Source organism: Nonomuraea sp. NPDC049378 (assembly GCF_055586745.1).
In genome coordinates, this window is record NZ_JBVJHP010000015.1 from 188,658 (window position 1) to 203,619 (window position 14,962).

At 70.4% G+C, this 14,962-nt stretch carries 15 protein-coding genes; 6 read left to right on the forward strand and 9 right to left on the reverse strand.

The genetic code is table 11. The features are described 5' to 3' along the window. Position 1: 1 nt before the first annotated feature. Positions 2-748 (reverse strand): nuclease-related domain-containing protein, encoded by a 747-nt coding sequence (locus tag ACZ6SA_RS31145; protein ID WP_465832145.1) that lies wholly within the window; start codon positions 746-748, stop codon positions 2-4. A 174-nt stretch (positions 749-922) separates the two neighbouring features. On the opposite strand from ACZ6SA_RS31145, the gene ACZ6SA_RS31150 reads away from it, so the two are divergent. Continuing rightward, positions 923-1,543 (forward strand): TetR/AcrR family transcriptional regulator, encoded by a 621-nt coding sequence (locus ACZ6SA_RS31150; protein ID WP_443155887.1) that lies wholly within the window; start codon positions 923-925, stop codon positions 1,541-1,543. On the opposite strand, the gene ACZ6SA_RS31155 is transcribed toward ACZ6SA_RS31150, so the two are convergent. The 3 genes from ACZ6SA_RS31155 to ACZ6SA_RS31165 are packed head-to-tail and all read right to left on the reverse strand — an operon-like array spanning position 1,514 to position 4,964. Then, entirely contained in the window at positions 1,514-2,605 is a 1,092-nt protein-coding gene (locus ACZ6SA_RS31155; protein WP_465832149.1) for an acyl-CoA dehydrogenase family protein, read from the reverse strand. The two genes, ACZ6SA_RS31150 and ACZ6SA_RS31155, sit on opposite strands and share 30 nt — an antisense overlap. Beyond that, positions 2,602-3,765 carry an acyl-CoA dehydrogenase family protein gene (locus ACZ6SA_RS31160; protein ID WP_443155889.1) on the reverse strand — a complete coding sequence of 388 codons (1,164 nt, stop codon included), beginning with the start codon at positions 3,763-3,765 and terminating at the stop codon, positions 2,602-2,604. The genes ACZ6SA_RS31155 and ACZ6SA_RS31160 overlap by 4 nt, the downstream gene beginning before the upstream one ends. Beyond that, complete coding sequence (locus tag ACZ6SA_RS31165) at positions 3,762-4,964, reverse strand: acyl-CoA dehydrogenase family protein (protein ID WP_465832153.1); 1,203 nt, start codon at positions 4,962-4,964, stop codon at positions 3,762-3,764. The genes ACZ6SA_RS31160 and ACZ6SA_RS31165 overlap by 4 nt, the downstream gene beginning before the upstream one ends. Positions 4,965-5,070: 106 nt before the next feature. Between ACZ6SA_RS31165 and ACZ6SA_RS31170 the strand changes: the two genes are divergently transcribed. Both ACZ6SA_RS31170 and ACZ6SA_RS31175 read left to right on the forward strand, forming a co-directional pair. Beyond that, entirely contained in the window at positions 5,071-5,664 is a 594-nt protein-coding gene (locus tag ACZ6SA_RS31170; protein WP_347647075.1) for a GNAT family N-acetyltransferase, read from the forward strand. A gap of 36 nt (positions 5,665-5,700) precedes the next feature. Beyond that, on the forward strand, positions 5,701-6,327 hold the full coding sequence (locus tag ACZ6SA_RS31175) for a VOC family protein (RefSeq protein WP_465832157.1): 627 nt from the start codon (positions 5,701-5,703) through the stop codon (positions 6,325-6,327). Positions 6,328-6,349: 22 nt separating this feature from the next. On the opposite strand, the gene ACZ6SA_RS31180 is transcribed toward ACZ6SA_RS31175, so the two are convergent. Further along, complete coding sequence (locus tag ACZ6SA_RS31180) at positions 6,350-6,934, reverse strand: TetR/AcrR family transcriptional regulator (protein WP_465832159.1); 585 nt, start codon at positions 6,932-6,934, stop codon at positions 6,350-6,352. Between the two features lie 76 nt (positions 6,935-7,010). Between ACZ6SA_RS31180 and ACZ6SA_RS31185 the strand changes: the two genes are divergently transcribed. Further along, positions 7,011-8,225 (forward strand): FAD-dependent monooxygenase, encoded by a 1,215-nt coding sequence (locus ACZ6SA_RS31185; RefSeq protein ID WP_465832162.1) that lies wholly within the window; start codon positions 7,011-7,013, stop codon positions 8,223-8,225. A 64-nt stretch (positions 8,226-8,289) separates the two neighbouring features. Here ACZ6SA_RS31185 and ACZ6SA_RS31190 read toward each other — a convergent pair whose 3' ends face one another. The 4 genes from ACZ6SA_RS31190 to ACZ6SA_RS31205 form a co-directional block, all read right to left on the reverse strand. Next, the gene (locus ACZ6SA_RS31190) at positions 8,290-10,656 is read right to left on the reverse strand and encodes a right-handed parallel beta-helix repeat-containing protein (protein ID WP_465832164.1); all 2,367 of its coding nucleotides are present in this window, start codon (positions 10,654-10,656) and stop codon (positions 8,290-8,292) included. 150 nt (positions 10,657-10,806) lie between these two features. Beyond that, the gene (locus tag ACZ6SA_RS31195; RefSeq protein WP_465832166.1) at positions 10,807-11,724 is read right to left on the reverse strand and encodes a DMT family transporter; all 918 of its coding nucleotides are present in this window, start codon (positions 11,722-11,724) and stop codon (positions 10,807-10,809) included. 166 nt (positions 11,725-11,890) lie between these two features. Beyond that, the gene (locus tag ACZ6SA_RS31200) at positions 11,891-12,265 is read right to left on the reverse strand and encodes a VOC family protein (protein ID WP_465832168.1); all 375 of its coding nucleotides are present in this window, start codon (positions 12,263-12,265) and stop codon (positions 11,891-11,893) included. A gap of 97 nt (positions 12,266-12,362) precedes the next feature. Then, the gene (locus ACZ6SA_RS31205) at positions 12,363-12,707 is read right to left on the reverse strand and encodes a PRC-barrel domain containing protein (RefSeq protein ID WP_465832170.1); all 345 of its coding nucleotides are present in this window, start codon (positions 12,705-12,707) and stop codon (positions 12,363-12,365) included. Between the two features lie 158 nt (positions 12,708-12,865). Here ACZ6SA_RS31205 and ACZ6SA_RS31210 point away from each other — a divergent pair, with 158 nt between their 5' ends. Further along, entirely contained in the window at positions 12,866-13,969 is a 1,104-nt protein-coding gene (locus ACZ6SA_RS31210) for an acyltransferase family protein (protein ID WP_443155896.1), read from the forward strand. 84 nt (positions 13,970-14,053) lie between these two features. Next, on the forward strand, positions 14,054-14,869 hold the full coding sequence (locus ACZ6SA_RS31215) for an SAM-dependent methyltransferase (protein ID WP_465832172.1): 816 nt from the start codon (positions 14,054-14,056) through the stop codon (positions 14,867-14,869). Positions 14,870-14,962: the final 93 nt, after the last annotated feature.

Consider the following 14,962-nt stretch of genomic DNA (forward strand, 5'->3'; position numbering starts at 1 on the left):
TTCAGACGCGCTGGAGCTCCCTGGCCGCCGTGCGGGTGAGCACCTCGATCTGCTCGCCGGTGAGCACGCCGCCCTCGGCCGCCCTGATCAGCTTGCCGGCCAGGCGGGGTTTGAGCAGCGTGAGCCCTTCCGCGTGCACCAAGCCGCCCTTGGGCAGCAGCCCGCAGTGGACGGCGAGCAGGGGCGTGATGGTCACCGCGATGCCCGTCTCGCGGTTGAGCAGCTCGGCGAACGCCTCGGCGGCCTCCACCAGCGGCTTGGCCGTCTTGGAGCCGTATTTCTCGCCGAAGAAGAGCCGCCCCGCGTAGCAGGCGATCTCGGTGTCGGGGCTCCACGACTCGTTGTCGACGACCCAGACGCCTCCCGGGCCGATCACCAGGTGGTCGATGGAGGCCTTCCCGCGGATGGCACGACCGTCGAGGACGTTGTAGCCCTGGCGGCGGAGCGCTCTGCGCAGGTGCCTGCCGGTGATCGCCTCTCCGCGCCGCGCTCCGCGCCAGACCGCCGTGGCGTGGAAGGAGCGCCAGTGGAGAAACCAGTCTCCCCCGGCCACGAGGCCGGCGAAGAGCAGGCCGAACAGCGGTGACAGGGCGGTGAGGTCGAACCTGAGCGCCAGCGCGACGCCGATCACGAGCCCCACCCCGGCCTTGATGTACCGGGACCTGCGCCGGTTCTGGGCGTCCTCGCGCCAGAACTTCTCGTACCACCATTGCGGGGATGAGCCTGTGTACTTTTCGTCCTGCTTCACGTAGATAGAGCCACCTGGCACGGCAAACTCCCCGAATGAGTAGGTGTCTTGCAGGATCTGCCACGCCGAAGATCCCTCGCCGGTCAAGAGATACCCGCTCCCAACCAAGGCGAGCCTAAGGTGACGGAATTAGTACCTGCAAGACCACCCAATGAGCTCAACCGACCAGTCGGTATGCTAGGGCGGGTGACCAAGGGGGACCATGTGAGAGAAGAACCGGTCAGGCAGCGGATCCTCGCCGAGGCGACCAGGCTGTTCGCCGATCGAGGCTTCGAGGGCACCTCCGTGCAGGAGATCGTGGTGGCGGCCGGCGTCACCAAAGGTGCGATGTACCACTACTTCGACTCCAAGGACGACCTGCTGCACGAGATCTACGGCCGGGTGCTCCGCATGCAGACGGACCGGCTGGCGCAGATCGCCGACGGCCCCGGCACGCTGGAGCAGCGCCTGCGCCGGGCCGCGGCCGACGTCGTCGAGACCACGACCGCCAACCTCGACGACTCCAAGATCTTTTTCCGGTCGATGCACCTGCTCGCCCCCGAGACGCGCAAGACCGTACGCGCCGAGCGCCGCCGCTACCACGAGCGGTTCCGCGACCTCGTCGCGGAGGGGCAGCGCACGGGCGTCTTCAGCGACCGCGTCCCCGCCGAGCTGGTCGTCGACTACTTCTTCGGCTCCGTGCACCACCTGGGCACCTGGTTCCACGCGGACGGCCCGCTGACCGGCGCCCAGGTGGGCAGGCACTTCGCCGACCTGCTGCTCACCTCACTCCGGGCCGGGAACGTCGACCAGTGAGGCCAGCGCCTCCCGGTGGTCGCCCGGCGTCCCGAGCGCGATCTCGCTCGCCTTGGCGCGCTTGAGGAACAGGTGGAGGGGGTGTTCCCAGGTCATGCCGATCCCGCCGTGCAGCTGCACGGCCTCCTCCGCCGCGTGCACCGCCACGCCGGAGTTCCACGACTGGGCCACGGCCACGGTGACGGCCGAGGTGTCGGCGGCGGCGCTCCTCGCGGCGGCTCTGGCCCTGACCACGTCCAGCCACAGGTCCGCGAGCCGGTGCTTGATCGCCTGGAAGGAGCCGACCGGCCGGGCGAACTGGTGGCGCTCCTTGACGTAGGCGAGCGTCGTGTCCAGGCACCACTCGGCCACGCCGAGCTGCTCCGACGCCAGTAGCCCCGCCCCGAACCGCAGCACCCCGGTCAGGTCGCACGCCCCCACCCGGCGGGCGCTCGCCCGGTCGAACGTCACGGTGGCGACCGGCCTCGTCAGGTCGAGCGAGGGCACGACCTCGACCGCGCATCCCGTGACCGGACCTCCCTCCGCCGCGCCCGTCTCCACCGCGTACAGGCCGCCGTCCACGGGTGCCAGCAGCACGTCCGCCACGTCCGCCCCCGCCACGCCGGTGACGCTGCCGGACAACCGGCCCGCGCCGTCCACGCTCAGCGACGCACCCCGCTCCGGCCGGTAGGGGGACGCGGCGAACGACACCGCCAGCGCGGCCGTCCGCCTGCCCTCGGCCAGCTCGCCGAGCAGGGCGTCACGGGTCGGGAGCAGCGCCCGCGTGGCCAGCACCGCACTGGTGAGGAACGGCACCGGCGCCACTCCCCTGCCCAGCTCCTCCAGCACGACGGCCGCCTCGCTGGCCGACGCGCCCGCGCCCCCCAGCTCCTCGGGGATGAGCAGCCCGGCCACCCCGATCTCCCCCGCCAGCGTCTTCCACAGGTCCAGGTCGTAGGGCTCGGACTCGGCGCGCTTGAGCACCGCGGCGGGCGGGCACCGGTCGGCGAGCACCCCCCGCACGGCGGCCCGCAGCTCCTCCTCGACGTCCGTGTACAGCAGCGTCATCCGGTCGCGGCTCATCGCGGCAGGTCCTTCCAGGGAACGTCCTTGTCGATGCGAGGTTCGGAGGGCAGGCCGAGCACCCGTTCCGAGATGATGTTGCGCAGGATCTCGGAGGTGCCGCCCTCGATCGAGTTGCCCTTGGCCCGCAGATAGCGGTAGCCGGGGCCGCGGCCGTAGAAGTCGACGTTCTCGGAACGCCGGAACGTCCAGTCGTCGTAGCCGAGATCGCGCCGGAACTCGACGTCGAACCCGGTCAGCGCCTGGTTGAGCCGGGCGAACGACAACTTCATGCCCGAGCCCTCGGGCCCTGGCTGCCCGGCGGCGAGTTGCTCGCGCAACCGCGCTCCCGACAGCCGGGTCACCTCGGCCTCCACCCAGAGCGACAACAACCGCTGGTGCAGGTCGTGGCTGCGCAGCTCGGGGTGCTCGCGCCAGGCGTCGAGCACCGGGGCCATCATGCCGCCGCCGCGCCGCGCGGGCCCGCCGCCGATGGCGACGCGCTCGTTCATCAGCGTGGTCTGCGCGACCCGCCAGCCGTCGCCGACCGCGCCGAGCCGCAGCTCGTCGGGGAGCCGGACGCCGGTCAGGAACACCTCGTTGAACTCGGCCTCGCCGGTGATCTGCCGCAGCGGCCGCACCTCGACGCCCGGCGCGTGCATGTCGCAGATGAAGTACGTCATGCCGCGGTGCTTCGGCACGTCAGGGTCGGTACGGGTGACGAGGATGGCCCACCGGGAGTGGTGGGCGCCGGACGTCCACACCTTCTGGCCGTCGATCACCCACTCGCCGCCGTCCCTGACCGCCCGGGTCGCCAGCGTGGCCAGGTCGGACCCGGCGCCGGGCTCGCTGAAGAGCTGGCACCAGATCTCCTCCCCCGTCCACAGCGGCCGCAGGAAACGCCGCTTCTGCTCGTCCGTGCCGAACGCCAGGATCGTCGGCGCCGCCATCCCGAGGCCGATGCCCTGGATGCCGCCGTCGATCTGCGGGGTGTGCGCCAGCTCCCGCTCCACGACCTGCTGCAACTCCCGAGGCGCCCCCAGCCCGCCGTGCCCTTCGGGAAACCACACCCAGGCCAGCCCGGCGTCGTACCTGGCCCGCAGGAACTCCAGCCGGTCGCCGCTCGGGTCATGCTCGCCGAGGAACGCGGCCACGCGCTCCCTGATCTCCGCCTCGTTCACATCCACCTCTTCAGCTCGCGGTAGGCCAGTGACCTCTTGTGCACCTCGTCGGGGCCGTCCGCCAGGCGCAGCGAGCGCGCGTGCGCCCAGAGCGCGGCCAGCGGGAAGTCCTGGGAGACGCCGCCCGCGCCGTGCACCTGGACGGCCTTGTCCAGGATCCACTCCACGGTGATCGGGGTGGAGATCTTGATGGCCTGGATCTCGGTGTGGGCCCCCTGGTTGCCCACCGTGTCCATGAGCCAGGCCGTCTTGAGCACGAGCAGGCGCAGCTGCTCGATCCTGATGCGCGACTCGGCGATCCAGTCCTGGACGACGCCCTGCTGGGCGACGGGCTTGCCGAACGTGCTCCTGGCCAGCGCCCGCCCGCACATCAGCTCGACTGCGCGCTCGGCCATGCCGATCAGGCGCATGCAGTGGTGGATGCGCCCGGGGCCGAGCCGGGCCTGGGCGATGGCGAAGCCGCCGCCCTCCTCGCCGATCAGGTGCTCCGCCGGGACGCGGACGTCCTCGAACACGATCTCGGCGTGGCCGCCGTGGTCGGCGTCGGTGTAGCCGAACACGTGCATGCCGCGCTTGATGTGCACTCCGGGGGTGTCGCGGGGCACGAGGATCATGCTCTGCCGGCGGTGTTTGGGCGCGTCGGGGTTCGTCTTGCCCATGACGATGAAGATCTTGCAGTTGGGGTTCATCGCCCCCGAGATGAACCACTTGCGGCCGTTGATGACGTACTCGTCGCCGTCGCGGACGATCGAGGTGGCGATGTTCGTTGCGTCGGAGGAAGCCACGTCGGGCTCCGTCATGGCGAACGCCGAGCGGATCTCGCCGTCGAGCAGCGGCCGCAGCCACTCCTTGCGCTGCCATTCGCTGCCGAACATGGACAACACTTCCATGTTGCCGGTGTCGGGCGCGGCGCAGTTGGTGGCCGTCGGGGCGAGCGTGGGACTCCGGCCCATGATCTCCGCCAGGGGCGCGTACTGGAGGTTCGTCAGCCCGGCGCCGTGCTCGCCGGGCAGGAACAGATTCCACAGGCCGCGCTTCCTGGCCTCGTCCTTGAGGTCGGCCATCAGCGGCGGCGCGCTCCAGCCGCTGGTCGCCGCCTGCTCCTCGAAAGCGGGCTCGGCGGGATAGACGCATTCGTCCATGAAGCGCAGCAGTCGCTCGCGCAGGTCCTCGGTGACGGTGTCGTAAGCGAAGTCCATGCCGTGAGCCTACCGACCGGCCGGTATGAGTGTCGACAGTGGTTCCCCGTAAAAAGGCACAGGTGGCCATCACCGCGACCGCCCGGCCCTCCGTAGGGTTGCCGCCATGACCTCCAAGCTGCCCGAGCCCGTGGTGCTCGAGAACGCCGTCGTCCGGCTGGAGCCGCTGGCCATGGGGCACGTGCCCGACCTGTTCGCCGCCGGCGGAGGGGACGAGGAGGTCTGGCGCTGGCTGCCCGCCGGCACGCCGCGCACCGAGGCCGAGCTCGCGAAGGTGGCCCGCCACCTCATCGACGACGACCGGCACGTCCCGCTGGCGGTCGTGCACAAGGAGAGCGGACGCGCGGTGGGCTGGACCACCTACTGCGACGTGCCCGGCTTCGACGAGAGCGTCGAGATCGGCTGGACGTGGTACGGCCGCGCGGTCTGGCGTACGGCCGTGAACACCGCGTGCAAGCTCCTGCTCATCGACCACGCTTTCGCGCTCGGCCACAACCGGGTCCTGCTCAAGACCGACGTGCTCAACATCCGGTCACAGAACGCCATCAGGCGCATCGGCGGCGTGCACGAGGGCACGCTGCGCCGCCACCGCAGGAGGCCCGACGGCACCTGGCGCGACACGGTCTGTTTCGGCATCCTCGACGACGAGTGGCCGCAGCACCGGGCCCGCCTGGGCACGCCGCGGGACGGCGGCGCCTGACCTGCCGGTGACCTGCCGTCACGCACAATTGCACCCATGAGTCTCGATCACCTCGTCTACGCCACCCCGGACCTGGAGTCCACCGCCGCCGAGCTGGAACGGCTGCTCGGCGTACGCCCCGCGGCCGGCGGGCGGCACCCGGGGTTCGGGACGCACAACCGGCTGCTCGGCCTGGGCGGCACGAGCTACCTGGAGATCATCGGGCCCGATCCCGAGCAGGAGGCCCCGGCCGCCCCACGGCCGTTCGGCATCGACGAGCTGGAAGCGGCGGCGCTGGTCGGCTGGGCGGTGGCGGTCGAGGACATCGACGCGGTCACGGCCAGGGCGCGGGCCCGCGGCCACGACCCCGGAGACCCGCGGGACATGTCGCGGCGCACCCCTTCCGGTGACCTGCTCAGCTGGCGGCTCACGCCGCCGGAGCGGGCCGGGCACGACGGCCTGGTGCCGTTCCTCATCGAGTGGGGCGGCACCCCGCATCCGGCCGGGCAGGGGCTGCCCGCGGTCGAGCTGGTGTCGCTGGCGGGCGGCCATCCGGACGCCGAGGCCGTACGCGCGGCGCTGGCGGCCGTCGGCGCCCGGCTCGACGTCGACGAGCAGGCCCATCCCGTCCTGACGGCCGTCCTGTCCGGCGGCTACGGCCTCGTGACCCTCACGGGCCCCTAGGCTGTCCAGGGCCCGGTGACCCTCACAGGCCCCTGGACGGCCGGCCGAGCATGCCGGCCAGGAAGTCCTCGACGGCCTGCCGGAGCTCTTCGAAGGTGGGCGTGCCCCCCGCCCCCACGATCGCGTCGAACATGAGCCCTTCGCTGAAGGCCACGAGCTGGCGGGCGTGCCGGACCGGATCGCGGGAGCCCTGGGCGGCCAGCAGCGCCACCGCCGGATCGCGGAAGCGGCTGCCCGCCGCGTCGTAGATCTCGCGCAACTCCGGCCGCCGCGTCGCCTCCAGGGCCAGCTCGTAGCGGGCCAGCGCGCGCCTGCGGTCTCTGATCTGGATGTGCAGCCCTTCGGCCACGGTGTCCGCCATGTCTGCCTGGGCGCCCAGGGTGCCGTTCCTGGCGGTCGTGTAAGCCGGGCCCAGCGCGCGTATCTCCAGCTCGGTGAGCCGGGACAGGGTCAGCTCCAGCAGGGCGGCGCGCGTGCGGGCGAGGTTGGACGTCGACCCCGGCGGCAGCCCGGCCGCCTCGTCGACGGCCCGATGGGTGAGGCCGCGCATGCCGCGCTCGGCCAGCAGCGTGATGGCCGTGTCCGCGACCAGCTCTGAGCGTTTCACGGGACCCGATCTTACAACCACCCGACTACACGCGTAGTATGCGAAACTACAGACGTAGTGCGAAGGAGGCAGGGACATGCCGAAGGCCGTGGTGATCGGCGGAGGTGTCGGCGGGCTGACCGCCGGGGTGGCGCTCCGCCGCGAGGGGTGGGACGTGACCGTGCTCGAACGGGCCGCCCACCTCGCCCCCGTGGGGTCGGGGCTGGCGATGGCGCCCAACGCGTTGAAGGCGCTCGACACGCTCGACCTGGGCGATCGCATCCGCGAACTCGGCAGGTTCGAGGGGCAGGTGGGCATCCGGCGCCCCGATGGGCGGTGGCTCGTGCACACCACGGAGGACGACGCGCTCGCGCGTTACGGGGACTCGATGGTGGTCCTGTTGCGGGCCGCGCTGATGGACGTGCTCGCCGACGCCCTGGGCGGGGCCCGCCTGCGGCTCGGCGTCACCGTCGCGGACGTGGACGCCGCCCGCGGGGTCGTCCGCACCGGAGAGGGCGACCTGGAGGCCGACCTGGTCGTCGCCGCCGACGGCATCCACTCGGCGACCCGCGGGGCGCTCTTCCCCGGCCATCCGGGCCCGGCCTACTCCGGCGTGACGGCCTGGCGCGCCCTCATACCCAGGTCCGACCTGCCCATCCAGAGCACGGAGACCTGGGGCAAAGGGCTCGTGATAGGGGTCCACCTGCTGGCGGGAGAGGCGGGGGACATCGGGAAGGCCGGGCACGCCGAGGACACCGTGTACGTGTACGCCACCGACGTGTCCCCCGCCGGAGCCGTCCACGCGGACGAGCGGGAGGAACTGCTGCGCAGGTTCGGCGACTGGCATGAGCCGATCCCCTCGCTGCTGCGCGCGGCCGACCCCGCGAACATCATCCGTAACGACATCTTCTCGTTCGGCACGCCGCTGCCCGCCCTGCACACCGGCAGGGTGGCGTTCGTCGGCGACGCCGCCCATCCCATGGCGCCCAACCTCGGCCAGGGGGCCTGCCAGGCGATCGAGGACGCCGTCGTCCTGGCCCGCCTGGCGGGCGGCTCCCCCGCGGTCGAGGAGGTGCTCCCCGCCTACACCGCCGCCCGCCTCGACCGCACGTGGCGGGTCGTCCGCCAGTCCATGACCATCAACCGGATGACCAGGCTCCGCCATCCGCTGGCCGTACGGCTGCGCGACCTCGGGATGTCCACGGCCGCCCGGCTCAGCCCTGACTTGATGTTGCGCTCCATGCACGACGTGCTCGGCTGGCGCCCGCCCCGCGGCGACCGGCCGAAGGAAAGCACCGAGCGTCCCGTCTGACGGCTGAGGCGGGCGCCGCCGCCAGGCCCGTCATGAGCCCGTCACGAGCCGGCTGCCGGGCTCCTCACCGAGGCCCGATGCCGTCCAGGGTGAAATTCCTGTTCCACTCGCGCACCCACTTCGGGCCGAAGCCCTCGGCCGAGTTGAGCGGCGTGGACCTGGCGTCGAACTTCCCCGTGGCGGGATCGAAGGCGAACGCGGCGGCGCTGTCCTTCTTGACGTTGTACGAGTCGAAGTCCGGGTTGAAGGTCTTGACGCTCAGCCCGCCGGCGTCGTCGGTGTAGGCGAAGTCGCCCGTCGCGATGCTGACCGACCGGGTCAGCACGTTGTGCGCGGGCACGTACAGGGAGTCGGGGTCGGTCCACACGTACGCCTCGGTGCACTCGGTGCCGTCGATCGAGGTGCAGAGCTCGCCGTTCGCCTTCGACGGGACGTACCAGTCACGGATGTTCGGATACTGCTTGCCGTAGTGGCGGTACCACTTCTCGATGTTCTCCCTGGTGTTGGTGAAGCCGGTGCCGTCGCCGGGCTTCAGCATGTCGTTGAAGCGCTCGACCACGACCTTCGAGTTCGGCACCGGCAGGTCGTCCTCGTGGTAGAGCTTGTCGTGCCCGAGGTAGGTCACGTCCTTGAACACGTTGTCCGAGGCGACGTTGCTATGGCCGGCCTGGAAGAACAGGCCGTGCTGGACGTTGTCGAAGACGTTGTGGCGCACGACCATCCCCGACATTCCGTCGTCCATGTAGACGGCCTGGTTGCCGTCCGCGCCGATGTCCTTGAACAGGTTGTACGCCACCAGGTTGTTCAGGTACGTGTAGTCGCGGCCCGCGTAGATCACGCCCTGGTCCGAGGCGTGCGTCACCAGCCGCTCGAACCTGTTGTGGCTGATCTCCATGTCGTTGCCCATGATCTGGATCGCCATGTGGGGCGCGTCGTGGACGTGGTTGTAGCGGAAGGTGTTGCCGACGCCGTACATGTAGCCGGCGGGGGTGTAGGTGGCGAGCTTGGAGAAGTCGTAGATCTCGTTGTGCTCCACGACGTGGTCGCCGCGCTCCAGCGAGTCGCGGTCGCCGCCGGCCGTGAACACCCCGCCGCCGCCGAGGTCGTGCAGCCGGCTGTTGATCACCTTGTTGCGGTGGCCGCCTCGGCTGGTGCGGTATTCGGCGATGGCCGTGATGGCGTCGTTGGCCTCGCCGATCGCGACCGCGTCCATGCTGGCGTTGAGGATCTCCAGGCCGTCGACGGTGCACGACTCCGCGTCGAGCAGCCGTACGGCGGTGCCGGTGGTGCCGTTCAGCTTCAGGCCCTTGAGCGTCACCCCGCGCACGTTCTCCAGCTGGAAGAAGGGCGCGTCGAAGGAGGTCAGGCTGATCTCCTTGCCCTCGACGGTCCCGCCCGGCGGGTAGTAGTAGAGGGTGCCGGCGTCGTTCCAGCGGTCGATGTAGTACTCACCCTCGGTGTCGAGCTCGCTGAGCACGTTCTGGGCGACGAACGACGTCCACTTGTCGGTGGCGGCGTACATCGTGGGATATGTCGTGCGCAGTTCCGCCGCACCGGGGTCCACGGAGGCGATGCGGACGCGGTCGTTGGCGTAGTTGTTGCCGAAATAGCCGGAGAGCCAGCCGTCGGTCTCGTGAACGGTGTTGTCGGCCTCCTGGCCCTGCGGCGGCGCCCACGTGGCGGAGCGCTCCTTGAGCGTGGCGTCGACGGAGGTGTAGACGGGCCCCGGCAGCTTGAGCATGTCCTCGTACGGCATGGTGGTGCCGTCCTCGGTCTTGTCCGAGAAGTAGTCCCTGGCGCCCTTCGGCGCCTCCTTGACGGTGATGGCGGCGCTGTCGAGCTTCTCGTCGCCGTTCGGATATTGGGCCAGGGTCTGGGTCGCGTCGTCGGTGATCAGCTCGGGGGCGAACGGCTGGGGTTTCCAGTTGAACCCGTTCTTCATGATCACCCCGGCGGGGATGCCCTTCGCGCCCAGGTCGTAGACGTAGACGTGGCCGGCCGCCGTGTCGGGGACGCGCGCCTTCGACGACCACCTGGCCTCGTCCGGCACGTCGCTCAGCTTGCGGAAGTCTCCGGGGGCGAGGGTGGTGACTCCGGCGAACTCGACCTGCTCGCCCGGATATGCGGCATAGGTGACGTAGGAGTGCTCAGCGCCGCTGAGCTGGACGGTCTTGGACGTCTGGTAGACGCCCTCCCTGATGTAGACGACGCCGGGCCGCCGCGCGCTCGTCCGTCCCGCCAGCGCGTCGCGGGCCTGCTCGACCGTCGCGAACGGATCGGATTTCGTACCGGTGGCGCCTTCTTCGCCGTCCTTGGCCACGTGGACAACGGTCTTGCCGGCGGGTAAGCCGGGCTCCGCCGACGCCGGCGCTCCGGCCGCCGTGACCACCAGGACGGACGCGATCAGGACACCCATCGCTCTTCTCGGCATGCTCGTGCACTCCGCTCGTTCCGGGGCAATGCAATGTGACAGACCACAAAGGTCATCGCCGATGCACCGTAACCCTGCAGGCCATGTCAATTCAACCGTTTGACCAATGCAGGTGGCCGCCCGCAGGGACGGCCGCGAGAGGGCCGCGCCTCAGTTCACGTCCGACGTCGCCGACACGGGGAGGGAGGCCCCTGCGCCGTCCTCAGCGCTGCCCGCCGGGGTGCCCGCCGGGGTGCCCGCCGGTGCCGGGCGGTGGTCGGGGGCCAGGCGTCCGAGCGTGATCGTGCCGCCGATGGTCAGCGCGCCGGCCAGCAGGGCGGGGATCGCCGTGGCGGGGGACGTGGGCAGCGGCTCGCCGAGCAGGATGGCGCCCGCGAGCACGGAGGTGATGGGGTCGACGACCTGCACGCCCGCGTAGGCGATGCCGAAGTAGCCGACCGCGTACGAGCGCTGGAGCAGCACGACCGCGCAGACCAGCAGCAGGGGCACGGCGAGGGTGAACCAGTGGACCAGCCGCCCCAGGTCGCCCTGGAGGCCGCCGCCGACCACGCGGACGAACGTGGACACGCTCGCGGTGACGGCCCCCGCGCCCACCGAGAGCAGCGCGGCCCTGGCCGCGCCGTGCACCCGGCGCGCCATCAGCTGCGTGACCAGGGTGACCACCCCGATCACGGCGATGAACCCGATGGCCGCGCCGTCGCCCAGGTGCGGCGGCACGTTGTGCTCGGGCACCAGCATCATGAGCCAGAGCAGGCCCACGGCCACGGCGATCGATCCGAAGATCTCCGCGCGGTACGGACGGCGGCCGTACAGGAACGCCGCCAGCGGCACCGCGAACACCAGGGTCGCGACGCTGATCGGCTGGACGGCGACCAGCGGGGCGAAGCTGAGCGCCACCGCGTGCAGGCACGCGCCGGTGAAGCCGATGATGCCGCCGATCCACCAGCGAGGGCGCCGCACCAGCCGGAGCGAGGCGCCCTCGGCGACGGCTTCGTACTGCTGCAGCGCGGCGCCGAGCGCGTAGCCCAGCGCGCCGGCCAGAGCGATCAGCAGGCCGACCCAGGTCATCGCGGCCCGCGCAGGGGCAGGCGTCCTTTCAGAGGCATTGCTCCAGCTTATGAGCCCAGCGAGCTTCTAGAATCCACCTTTAGGCTGATAAATCCACCTGGACCCATCCTGAACAGCACGAACTTGTGGCTCATTCTTGGGGCCGGTCAGGCCCCACCGGCCCGCGCTAGGAGCGCTCGGGGCAGACGCAGAAAAGGTGGCCCTCCGGGTCCTGCAGGACGACCCAGCCCGTGCCCTCCTCGGTGACACCGGGCTGGAAATCCGGCCTGGTCGCGCCCAGCGCGATGTACTCGCCGACCGCCTTCTCCACGTCCGGCACCCGGAAGTCCAGGTGGAACTGCTTGGCCGGGCCAGGCCACGCGGCCGGCTCGCGATCGGGGTTCCTGCCGAAGTAGATGTTCGTGGTGCCGTCGCCCACGGCCGCGTACTCGTCCTCGGAGTACTGGATGTCCAGCCCCGTGACCTCGTGGTAGAACGCGGCCAGCTTCCTGGGCTCCGCGCAGTCGATGGTGACCGCCAGGAGCTTCGCTTTCGTCGTCATGGGGTCGAGCGTTCCAGCCGTACCTGCCATCTTGTGTCAGGTACGGCGAAGGGCCGCGCCCCGGGTTCGGACGCGGCCCTCCCGTCACGACACGGAGTCACCGGGGGAAGCGGTCGTAGTAGTCACCCAGCCGGGTCCGGTATTCGGGCTCCTTGAACGTGGCCTCGTCGAACTCGGGCGCGTCCTTGATCTCGGCCTTGGTGCGCGCCACGTGCACGTCGCGCTCCTGCGGGTCGATGCTCGTGACGACCTGCGCCGGGAGCATGACCTTCTTGCCGAAGATCCAGGGGCCGGTGTCGACGATGATGTAGCTCTCGCCGACCTCGTACGTCGCCTCGTCGACGGTCCCGATCTTCCCGTCGGTCGCCTGGACGCGGAAGCCCGCCAGATCCAGGCTCCTGCCACGGTCGTAGACGTCAGGTCGGTAGTCCCAGAGCTCCATAGGAACTCGTCCTCTCCTCTTCCGTCCTTCTCGGGCCCCCATCCGCTACCCGAACAGAGCTCCGTAAACCGGTAACAAAGCGGTTAACAGCAAGCGATCATTCATCGGTCAGCAAGCGGTCTACGCCACCCTCTTCTTGGACAAGAAGGGTGATAAGAATGCCAACTAGCTCAGACCGTCTATACGAGATCGACGGCCTCCGGCTACTGGCGGCGCTCTGCGTCGTGCTGTTCCACTACACGTTCTCCGGCTGGGCCGGCGACCACAGCCCGGTCGTCTTCGCCGCGGAGAGCGCTTGGTCCAAGTACGGCTACCTGGGCGTGGACCTGTTCTTCCTGGTCAGCGGCTTCGTCGTGTTGATGAGCGCATGGGGCAGGAGCCCGCGCGCGTTCGTGGTCTCACGCTTCGTGCGGCTCTATCCCGCGTACTGGGTGGGCATCGCCGTCACCAGCGTGGTGACCGTGACGCTGGGACAGGGCGTGTTCGAGGTGAGCCTGCCTCAGGTTCTGGCGAACCTGACGATGTTCCAGTCGGTGCCGAACATCGCGAACGTGGACGTCGTCTACTGGACGCTCTGGGCCGAGATGCGGTTCTACTTCCTCATCCTGGCCTTCACCTTCATCGGCATGACGCGGACCCGCGTCATGGTGGGGCTCTGGGCCTGGCTGGGGCTGACGTTCCTCGTGCAGGCGGGGCTGCTGCCGGGGATCGCCGACCTGGTCGTGCAGTCGGAGTTCTCCCACTACTTCATCGCCGGCATGGCGCTGTTCATGCTCTACAAGTTCGGGCTGAACGTGCAGATCGCCCTGCTGCTGCCGATCTGCCTGGGCAACGCCGTCTACCGGGCCATCGGGTACGCCGACGCCGTCGGTGAACGGTACTCCGTGACGTACTCGCACGCCGTGATCATCACCGTGGTCGTGCTGCTCTTCCTCGTCATGACGCTCATCGCGCTGCGCGCCACCCGAGGGCTGGGCAGGCCGTGGCTGGTGACGGCCGGCGCGCTGACGTACCCGCTCTACCTGCTGCACGCGCACGTCGGCTTCGTGCTCTTCACCAGGCTGGGCGACTCGGTCAACAAGTACGTGCTGCTGTGCGGGCTGATCGTGGTCATGCTCGGCGCCGCGTACCTGGTGTACAGGTTCGTCGAGCGGCCGCTCGCGCCCAGGCTGAAGGCCATGTTGGCAGGTGGCGCGTCCGCCCACGTCCCCAGGCACGCCCAGCGCGAGACGCCCCGCCCGACGTCGGACAGGGTGGGCTGACTCTTCTGACAACCGGCCGGCACGCCGGGCATCCGGGCTCCAGGTGCGGATACGATCCGCGTCACGGAGAGTGAAGGGGGCCGGATGAGTGAGACGGACGAGCCGGCGTGGGCTCCGCCCGGTGTGGATCCCCAGCGGCCGAACGTGGCGCGCGTGCACGACGCGCTGCTCGGCGGCACGGAGAACTTCGCCGCCGACCGCTCGGTGGCACGCAAGCTGAAGGACACGGTGCCCGAGGTGGTCGACCTCCTCTGGTGCCACCGCGCCTTCGTCGGCAGGGTGGTCGACTTCCTGGTCCGCGAGGCCGGCATCAGGCAGATCGTCGACCTGGGCGCCGGGCTGCCCACGATCGAGAACACCCACGAGGTCGCCCAGTTCGCCGACCGCGCGTGCAAGGTCGTCTACGTCGACGTCGACCCCACGGTGGAGTCGCACGCGCGGGCCCTGCTGGGCGCCAACCCCCACGCGGGCGCCATCACCGCGGACGCCCGCGACCTCGACGCCGTGCTCGGCCACCCGGTGCTGCGCGGCCTCATCGACCTGTCCCAGCCGACGGCGATCATGGCGATCGGGCTGCTGCACCTCCTCCCCGACCAGGAGGACCCCCACGCCCTGGTCAGGAGATACATGTCGGCGCTGTCGCCGGGCAGCTACCTCGCCGCCGCCAACATGCTCGCCTCCCCCAGCCCCAAGGCCAAGGCGCTCGAGGTGATGTTGCAGGCCACCATGGGCGCCGGCTTCTTCCGCGACCGCGCCGCCATCACCGCGTTCTTCGACGGCCTCGTGCTGGTGGAGCCGGGAGTCGTGCACTTCCCCGAGTGGCACCCCGACGAGCGCGTCCCCGGCCCGCTCGCGCCGTGGGAGGAACTGCTCCTGGGTGGCGTCGCCCGCAAGCCGTGAGTCCCCGCGATCCGGGTGACCGTCGCTGACGGTAAGGTGAGCCCCATGCCGCGACGCATGCTCATCTGCTCTCCCCCGCCCGCCCGCTAGCGG

Bases quoted from the DNA above. Each gene is read 5' to 3' on its own strand.
- ACZ6SA_RS31150 (WP_443155887.1), top strand. From the start codon at position 923: ATGCTAGGGCGGGTGACCAAGGGGGACCATGTGAGAGAAGAACCGGTC.
- ACZ6SA_RS31155 (WP_465832149.1), bottom strand. From the start codon at position 2,605: ATGAGCCGCGACCGGATGACGCTGCTGTACACGGACGTCGAGGAGGAG.
- ACZ6SA_RS31165 (WP_465832153.1), bottom strand. From the start codon at position 4,964: ATGGACTTCGCTTACGACACCGTCACCGAGGACCTGCGCGAGCGACTG.
- ACZ6SA_RS31170 (WP_347647075.1), top strand. From the start codon at position 5,071: ATGACCTCCAAGCTGCCCGAGCCCGTGGTGCTCGAGAACGCCGTCGTC.
- ACZ6SA_RS31175 (WP_465832157.1), top strand. From the start codon at position 5,701: ATGAGTCTCGATCACCTCGTCTACGCCACCCCGGACCTGGAGTCCACC.
- ACZ6SA_RS31185 (WP_465832162.1), top strand. From the start codon at position 7,011: ATGCCGAAGGCCGTGGTGATCGGCGGAGGTGTCGGCGGGCTGACCGCC.
- ACZ6SA_RS31190 (WP_465832164.1), bottom strand. From the start codon at position 10,656: ATGCCGAGAAGAGCGATGGGTGTCCTGATCGCGTCCGTCCTGGTGGTC.
- ACZ6SA_RS31195 (WP_465832166.1), bottom strand. From the start codon at position 11,724: ATGACCTGGGTCGGCCTGCTGATCGCTCTGGCCGGCGCGCTGGGCTAC.
- ACZ6SA_RS31200 (WP_465832168.1), bottom strand. From the start codon at position 12,265: ATGACGACGAAAGCGAAGCTCCTGGCGGTCACCATCGACTGCGCGGAG.
- ACZ6SA_RS31205 (WP_465832170.1), bottom strand. From the start codon at position 12,707: ATGGAGCTCTGGGACTACCGACCTGACGTCTACGACCGTGGCAGGAGC.
- ACZ6SA_RS31210 (WP_443155896.1), top strand. From the start codon at position 12,866: ATGCCAACTAGCTCAGACCGTCTATACGAGATCGACGGCCTCCGGCTA.
- ACZ6SA_RS31215 (WP_465832172.1), top strand. From the start codon at position 14,054: ATGAGTGAGACGGACGAGCCGGCGTGGGCTCCGCCCGGTGTGGATCCC.